At 67.6% G+C, this 9,623-nt stretch carries 1 protein-coding gene; it reads right to left on the minus strand.

Annotation, left to right across the window (positions count from 1 at the left end):
- A partial coding sequence (locus tag ACLML9_RS25610; protein WP_411947912.1) for an amino acid adenylation domain-containing protein occupies positions 1 to 9,623 on the minus strand: 9,623 nt, incomplete at both ends.

Genomic DNA, 9,623 nt, shown 5'->3' on the forward strand with positions numbered 1-9,623 from the left:
AACTTCACCTGGAAATCGGTACGACCCAGATACTCCAGCACCGGTTCGATCCGGCCCTCGACCTCGGCCCGGCTCCACCGCACCAGGTCCCCGGTACGGTACATCCGCTGACCGGCGTCGAACGGGCTCGCCACAAAACGATCCGCAGACAGATCCGGACGGGTCACATACCCGCGCGCCAGCTGATCACCGGCGAGATACAGCTCACCCGTGACACCGGCGGGGACCGGCCGGAGACGGGAGTCCAGCACATACACGCGCGAATTCCACTGCGGCACACCGATCGGCACACTAGTGGTTTCCTGACCGGTGGCCTGCCAATAGGTGATCGACACCGCGGCCTCGGTCGGACCATACAAGTTGTGCACAGCCGCATCCGAAATCGCGTGCATCGCGGTCACCGTCTCCGGCGGCAGCGCTTCACCGATCACGAACACATGCTCGAGGCTGCGGACGGCTTCCGCCGGAGTATGCGCGGCGAATACACCCAGCATCGACGGCACGAAGTCCGTCACCGTCACCCGATGCTCGGCAATAACCCGCGCCAGATACTCGGTATCGCGATGACCGTCCGGAGTCGCCACCACCAGATGCGCACCCGCGGCCAACGGCAGGAAATAACCCCACAAAGACACGTCGAACGTCGTCGCCGTCTTCTGCAAGTACACATCGTCCGCGCCCAGCGGGTACTGCGACAACATCCACGCGACCTGGTTCACGATCGCCGAATGCGAGACGGCCACACCCTTCGGGCGGCCCGTCGAACCCGACGTGAAGATCACATACGCCGTATTCGACGACCGAACAGGCGCCACACGGTCGGCATCGGTGACCGGTGCGGTGTCGTACCCACCGAGGTCGAGGGTGTCCACAGCCAGCACCGGAACTTCCGTACCTTCGGGCACCGCTCCGGCATCACCGGTGGTCGTCAGCACACACAACGGTGCCGCGGTATCGAGAATGTAACCGATCCGCTCCACCGGATGCGCCGGATCCAACGGCACATACGCACCACCGGCCGCGACCACGGCATACATGCCGACCACGAGATCGATCGACCGCGAAACCAGCAACCCGACCAACGTCTCCGGGCCCACACCCTGCGCGATCAGATGCCGCGCGAGCCGGTTCACCCGACCAGCGAACTCGCCATAGGACAGGCTCGTCCCCTCGAACGACACCGCCACCCGGTCCGGATGCGCCGCAGCAGCGGCGTCGAACCGATCCAGCAGCAGCCCGGCCGGGATCGTGTGCTCGGTCGCGTTCCACTCCGCCAGCACCTGGTCACGCTCGACCGCAGCGAGAATCTCCAGATCACCGACCGCCGTCTCCGGCGCCGCCACGATCTCCCGCAGCAGACCGACGAACCGCTCCGCGAAGCCCGCCACCGTGGCACGGTCGAAGAGATCCGTCGCATAGATGAACTTCGCCGAGACACCGTGAGCGGCACCTGCCGGACCCATCAACTCGCCGAGCTCCAGCACGAGATCGAACTTCGCTGTCTCGATCGGTGACTCGAGTCCGCTGATGGTCAGGCCGGGCAGTTCCCCGGCGACCTGCGGGTTGTTGTTCTGCAGCGACAGCATCACCTGGAACAGCGGATGCCGGGCCTGCGAGCGGGCCGGGTTGAGGACCTCCACCAAGCGCTCGAACGGCAGGTCCGCGTGCCCGAAGGCGGCCACGTCACTGCTGCGGACCGTTTCCAGCAGTTCGGCGAAACCGGCGCCGTGGTCGATCGGCGTCCGCAGTGCGAGCGTGTTGACGAACATGCCGATCAGATCGTCCAGAGCACGTTCACCACGCCCGGCCACCGGGGTGCCGACGACGATATCGGTCTCACCCGACAACCGGGACAGCATCACGGCGAAGGCCGCGTGCACGACCATGAAGAAGGTCACGCCATGGGCGCGGGCCAGCTCCACCAATTCGGCGTGCACGGCGTCGTCGATGGCGAAGGTGTAGCTGGCGCCCTGCCCGGAGGCCACCGCGGGCCGCGGGCGGTCGGCCGGCAGGTCCAACTGCTCCGGAATACCGGCCAGAGCGTCGGACCAGTACCTGACCTGCGAGGCGATCACCGACTGCGGATCGTCCTCCGAACCCAGGACCTGGCGCTGCCACAACGTGTAATCGGCGTACTGCACCTCGAGCGGCAGCCAGCCCGGCTCACCGCCCTCGATCCGGGCGCTGTAGGCCGTGAGCACATCGCGGGCCAGCGGTCCCAGGGAGAATCCGTCCGACGAAATATGGTGCACGACGAGTACCAGGACGTGCTCGGTCGGATTCGTCTCGAACAACCGGACCCGGAAGGGCACCCCCGTGGTCACGTCGAAACCGGCCGATACGAACTCGGCCACCCGGGCGAACAGATCCGACTCCGTGACCTCCACCGGGGTGAGATCCGGGATCACCGCCGAGGTCGGCAGCACCTGCTGGAACGGCGTGCCGTCCACATCCGGGTAGAAGGTTCGCAGCGCTTCGTGCCGCGCCAGCACGTCGGCGATCGCAATCTGCATGGCCTGGCGGTCGAGCAGACCCGACAACCGCACCGCGATCGGCATATTGTCCGCGGCCGAGGCCGGATCGAACCGGTTCAGGAACCACATGCGCTGCTGCGCCAGCGACAGCGGCACCCGTTCCACGACCTCGCCCGTCGCCAGGACCTGGGTCGGACGCGGCTGCGGCACCAGCGCCACCCGGCCACCCGCACCGGCATGGGTCTCCGCGCGGGCGGCCAGTGCCGCCACGGTGGAGGCCTCGAACAGTTCCCGGACCGGAAGTTCGGTGTCCAGTGCCACCGACAACCGCGCCGCCACCCGGGTGGCGCTGAGCGAGTTACCGCCCAGCTCGAAGAAGTCGTCGTCCGCACCGACCCGCTCGGCACCCAGTACCTCGGCGAAGGTCGCGGCCACGATCTCCTCGACCGGAGTCGAGGGCGCCCGGAACACTCGCGCCTGGAACACCGGCGCCGGCAGTGCCTTGCGATCCAGCTTCCCGGAGGCGTTCAGCGGCAGCTCGTCCAGTACCACGAACGCGGCGGGCACCATGTACGCCGGGAGCAGCTCTGTCAGGTCTTCACGCAGATCCTCGATATCCAGCAGCGCGCCCGGGGCGGGCACCAGGTAGGCGACAAGCTGGTCGCCGGTGCGCGCGTCACCACGCATGACCACCACGGCCTGCCCGACCTCGTCCACACCGGCCAGCGCCGACTCGATTTCGCCGAGTTCGATCCGCAGACCACGCAGTTTCACCTGGAAATCGGTACGACCCAGATACTCCAGCTCACCGCCAGCAGTCCACCGCACCAGGTCACCCGTGCGATACATCCGCTCCGCAACATCGAACGGATTCGCCACGAACCGATCCGCCGACAGATCCGGCCGCGCCACATACCCACGCGCCAGCTGGGTACCGGCCAGGTAGAGCTCACCCGCGACGCCCACCGGAACCGGCCGCAACCGCCCGTCCAGCACATACACCCGCGTGTTGAACACCGGAGCACCGATCGGCACCGACACCGCATCCGCATCCGTCACCTCATGGAAGGTGACATCCACCGCGGCCTCCGTCGGACCGTACAAGTTGTGCACAGCCGCCCCGGTCAACTCCCGCAACCGATGCGCGGGGCGCGCCGGCAACGCCTCACCCGAGGAGAACACCAACCGCAGCGAACCACACCGGCCGGCACCGGAATCAGCCGAGACGCCCGGCAACGCGGCCACGAACACCGACAGCATGGACGGCACGAAGTGCGCCACCGTCACGCCCTCGGCGTCGATGACCTCGGCCAGATACTCCGGATCCCGATGACCATCCGGCTTCGCGACCACCAGGCGCGCACCGACCTGCAACGGCCAGAAGAACTCCCACACCGACACATCGAACGTCGACGGCGTCTTCTGCAACACCACATCCGAAGATTGCAGACCGTACTCCGACTGCATCCACACCAGGCGATTCACGATCGCCGCATGCGACACCGCCACACCCTTCGGACGACCCGTCGAACCCGACGTGAAGATCACATACGCCGTATTCGACGGACGCAACGGCGCACGACGGTCCGCGTCGGTGACCGGCGTATCCGCGTACGCGCCCAGGTCCAGCCTGTCGATCCGTACCTGAGCGGTATCGGTCGGCAGATCGTCGCCGGAGGTGAGCACACAGATCGGGTCGGCGGTGGCGAGGATGTACTCGGTGCGCTCGGCCGGATGATCCGGATCCAGCGGTACGTAGGCGCCACCGGCGACGGTGACCGCGTACATACCGACCACCAGATCGATCGAACGCCGCATACCCAGCGCCACATACGACTCCGGACCCACACCGCGGGCGATCAGCCACCGGGCGAGCAGATTCACCCGCGCCGTGAAATCGGCGTAGGACAGGGTCTCCGCCCCGAAGGTCAGCGCGGGCGCGTCCGGGGTACGGACGCTCTGCGCGTAGAACATCGAGGCCAGCGTGGCGGTGGTATCGACGGTGTGCGCGGTGTCGTTCCACCCGCGCAGCACCTGGTCGCGTTCCCCGCTGTCCAGCAGTTCGATTTCACCGATCCGCCGGTCGGGGGCCTCGGTGAGAGCGGTGAGCACTCGCACCAGCCGGTCGGCGATCCGTCGCACATCGGCCTCGTCGAACATGTCCTGCTGATAGCCGGCCCGAATCCGCAGCGTGCTGCCCAGTGCGGCGATCAGGCTCAGCGGATAGTGGGTTGCGTCGACCGCGTTCAATCCGGTCACCGCCATCCCGTCGATATCGGTGGCCTGCGCCTGGATACCCTCGGCATCCACCGGATACGACTCGAACACCAGCAGGGTGTCGAAGAGGGTCGCCATCCCCGCCGCGCCCTGGATATCCGCCAGACCCACATAGTGGTGATCCAGCAGATCGGCCTGTTCGCCCTGGGTCCGGGTGAGCAGTTCGCGCGCGGGTTCGTCCTGATCGAACCGCACCCGCACCGGGACGGTGTTGATGAACAACCCGACCATGGTCTCCACCCCGGTCAGCTGCGGTGGGCGACCGGAGACGGTGGCGCCGAACAGCACATCGTCACGGCCGGTGATCCGGCCGAGCACTACCGCCCACGCCACCTGCAGCACCGTGTTGGCGGTGATACCGAGTTCGGCGGCCAGCGCGGTGATCCGCGCCGTCGCCGCGGCGTCCAGCTCGAAGGCGTATTCGCCGGACAGGGCCTCGATCTCGTGCGCGGAATCGCCGCCGCCGGTTTCCGGACGGCTGAGCAGGGTCGGCTCGTTCACCCCGGCCAGCGCCTCGGCCCATACCGCCAGCGACGCCGGGTGATCCTGCCGGCCGATCCAGTCCAGGAAGTGCCGGTAGGAGCGGGCCGCCGGCAGCACGGTGCCGTCGGCGCGTACCGCGTACAGCGTCAGCAGATCCTGCATGAGCAGCGGCATGGACCAGCCGTCGAGCACGATGTGGTGGTTGGACACCACGAACTGCCAGGTGTCGGCTCCGGTCTTGATCAGCGTGAACCTGATCAGCCGCGGTTCGGCGAGATCGAAGCGCCGCAGCCGGTCGGCGTCGACGAGATCGACGGCGGTGCCGGTAGCGCTGCGATCGTGCTCGGTCCAGTCGACCGGCACCTCGTCGAGCACGACCTGCACCGAGTTGCCCGCACGGTCGGTGACGAACACCGTGCGCAGGTTCTCATAGCGATCCACCAGGGCCTGGGCGGCCGCCCGCAGCCGCTCGGCGTCCACCCGGCCGGTCAGTGTGAGCACCGCCTGCGCGGTATACACATCCACCGAGGTGGCGGCGAGCTGCGCGTGGAACAGCATCCCGGCCTGCAACGAGGACAGCGGCCACATATCGGTGACCTGCCGCGGGAACCGCTGTTCGATCTCCTCGACAGCCGGCTGCGACACCGTGACCAACGGGAAGTCCGACGGTGTATGGCCGCCCGCGTCCGCGGAATCGGCATGACGGGCCACCGCTTCCAGTGCCCGCACCCACAGGTCCCCGAATTCGCGGGCCTCGTCCGGCGACAGCAGTGTGGACGGATAGCCGATGCGCGCGGTCAGCGTATCGCCGACCACGATGGCGTTGATGTCCAGCAGCGCCATGGCCGGCATATCCGCGTCGTAACCGACGTCCACGGCCAGATCGGCCGCCGGGAGCCAGCCGAAACCGTGCATCTCTTCGGGGATCTCGCCGGCGCCGACGCGACCCAGGTAGTTGAAGTTCACCTGGCCCGGCATATCCCGCGGGAATTCGGCAGCCGTGTCAGCGTTCATGTACCGCAGCAGGCCGTAACCGACACCCTTGTCCGGGACCGCGAGCAATTGCTCCTTGACCCGCTTGAGCGCGGCGCCCAGTTCCGGCTCGCCGGCGAGGGCGGCCTCGATATCGATACCGGCCGGCTCGAAGCGGACCGGGAAGAGCGCGGTGAACCAGCCGACCGTGCGGGACAGATCCGCCCCGGGCACGATCTCTTCCTCACGGCCGTGACCCTCGAGTCGGATCAGCAGCGGATCGTCCAGCGCGACGCCGGGCGCGCGCCGCGCCCGCCAGGCGGCGGTCGCCAGGACGAGTGCGGTGAGCAGACCGTCGTTCACACCACCGTGGAACAGCGCCGGAACAGTGGTGAGCAGGGTCTGGGTGACCTCCGGCGATACCTGCACCGCGTGTACCGCGACGACTCCGGCGGTATCCACCGCGGGATCCATCCGGCGCTCGGTGAGCAGCGGGTCGGCGGTGCCGGCAACGGTCCGCCAGTACTCCAGTTCCGCGAGCCGCTCCGCGCTGTGCGCGTTCTGCTCGAGCGCGTGCGCCCAGGTCCGCATGGAGGTGACCGGCGCGGGCAGCTCGGGGAGCTGGCCGGCGCTGCGCGCGACCGCGGACAACACCAGATCGGGCACCAGGACACGCCACGACACGCCGTCGACCGCGAGGTGGTGCACGATGACCACCAGGTGGCCGGCCCGCGCGCCGGTATCAGGTTCCAGCCAGACGAACCGGACCACCACACCGCGCTCGGGGTCGAGCCGATCGAGTGCGGAATCGACTGCGGCCGTGGCGATCTCGGACAGTTCGGGGCCGGTGAGGGCGCCGTCGAACACGGTGTGGTCGATCAGCGCGTCCACATCGACGCTACCCGGTGCGCCCGTTTCCACGATCCAGTCGCCGTCGGCGGCGTACAGCCGCGACCGCAACATATCGTGCCGGTCGACCACCGGGCCCACCACGGCGGCAATGGTCTCCCGGTCGATGCCGACCGGGAGGTCCAGGGTGATGAGCTGGTGGAAACGCCCGAAGGAACCGGGCCGTTCGGCCATGAACCGCACGATCGGCGTCAGCGGCATGGTGCCGACGCCGCCGCCCGGCAGCTCGACGAGCGTACGCGTCACACTGTCGGCGTCCGCGGATTCGGCGACAGCGGCCAGCCCGGCCACCGTCCGCTGTTCGAAGACGTGCCGCGGGCTGAACACCACGCCGCGGGTCTTCGCGCGGGACACCAGCTGAATGGACACGATGCTGTCGCCGCCGAGGGCGAAGAACGAATCGTCCACACCGACCCGGTCCACACCCAGAACCTCGGCGAAAACCTCCGCGATGATCTGCTCGACCGGCGTACGCGGCCCGCGGAAGGCAGTACGCGCCTGGAACACCGGTTCGGGCAGCGCCTTGCGGTCCAGCTTCCCGGCGGGGGTCAGTGGGATCCGGTCGATGACCATGACGGCCGCCGGCACCATGTAGTCGGGCAGCCGCTCGGCGACGTACCCGGTCAGCGCGGTGACATCCACCGTGGCACCGGCCGCGGCCACGACGTAGGACACCAGCGAGACCGCGCCCGCGGCGCTCTTGTGTCCGGTCGTGACGGCGAAGTCGACGGTGTCGTGCGCGGTCAACGCCGCGTCGATCTCACCCAGCTCGATACGGAAACCACGAACCTTGACCTGGAAATCATTACGACCCACATACTCCACCACGGGATCACCCGCGGCGTCACGACGCCACCGCACCACATCACCCGTGCGATAGAGCCGGGCCCCGGGCTCACCATAGGGGTCGGCAACGAACCGCTCAGCAGTCAAACCGGGCCGGGCGTGATAGCCGCGGGCCAGCTGGATACCACCGACATACAGCTCACCCGCGACACCCTCGGGCACCGGATTGAGACGATCATCGAGCACCAGAGTCCGCATGCCTCGCACCGGGCCACCGATGGTGACCCGATCACCGGCCTGCAGCACACCACTGATATTCGTGGCCACCGTCGCCTCGGTCGGACCATAAGCATTGTGGAAGCGACGCGCCACCCCACCCTCCGGCGTGGTCGACCACTTCGCCACCAGATCCGCCGAAATTGCCTCACCACCGGCGATGATCACTTCCATCCCGGCAAGATCCGCCGGATCCAGCGAAGCCAGCACCGACGGCGTGATCAAACCGACCGTCACACCCTCACCGGCGATCAACTCACCCAGTTCGGCACCACCATAGGTACCGGTCGGCACCACCACGAGAGCACCCGCCGAACCCACCGCCAGCAGCAACTCCAGGATCGAGGCATCGAAGCTCGGCGAAGCGAAAGCCAACGCCCGCGAACCCGGGGTCAACCGGTAGCGCTCGACCTGTTCGGCACTGAAATTCGCCAAACCGGCATGGGTGACCACCACACCCTTGGGCAGACCCGTCGAACCCGACGTGTAGATGACGTACGCCGTGTTCGCCGGGGTCAACGGCCACACCCGATCCGCATCGGTGATCGGATCGGCCGGATACGTATCCAAAGCCAGCTCGTCGAGCACCAGCCAATCCACCGAATCCGGCAGATCCGCCCGCACACTCGACACCGTGATACCCACCGCGGCACCGGAGTCGGTCAACATATGCGCAATACGGTCCGCCGGATAGGTCGGATCGATCGGCACGAATGCCGCACCCGACTTGGTGACAGCCCACTCCGCCAGCACCGAATCCGCCGACCGCGGCACTGCCACCGCCACCAGATCCTCGGCACCCAGGCACCGCTCGATCAACACCTGCGCCAACCGGTTCGACCGCTCGTCGAACTCACCATAGGAATAGCGCACACCCTCGAACACCACCGCCGGCGCCGACGGATCCACCGCCACCGCCGCGGCCAGCAACTCCGGCAACGTCGACACCGGCACGGCCGCACCACCCGTGCGGGACAGGACCTCGCGTCGTTCACTCGGATCGAGGAGTTCGAGATCACCGAGCACCGCGTCCGGGTCGGCGGCGACCGCCGACAGCAACCGCTGGAACCGGGTGATCATCGTGGTTGCGGTGGCTTCGTCGAACAGTTCGGTGGCGTAGTTCAACACCAGTTCCAGACCGCCCGAACCGTTTTCGGCCAGTGAGAACTGGAGGTCGAAGCGCGCCACATCGTCGGCGATCTCCACCCCGGCGACGGTCAGCCCGGCCAGGTCCAGCGCCGGCGCCTCCTGGTTCTGGAACGACAGCGCCACCTGGAACAACGGATTACGCGCCTGCGAACGCTCCGGCGCCAGCAGATCCACCAGCCGCTCGAACGGCACATCGGCATTACCGAACGCGTCCAGATCGACCTGTCGAGCGCGGTCCACCAGCGCGGCGAACGATTCACCGGAACCGACATTCGTCCGCAACACCAGCGTGTTGAC

Origin of the sequence: Nocardia sp. NPDC002869 (genome assembly GCF_046764065.1) — a bacterium.
Classification (GTDB): domain Bacteria; phylum Actinomycetota; class Actinomycetes; order Mycobacteriales; family Mycobacteriaceae; genus Nocardia; species Nocardia rhamnosiphila.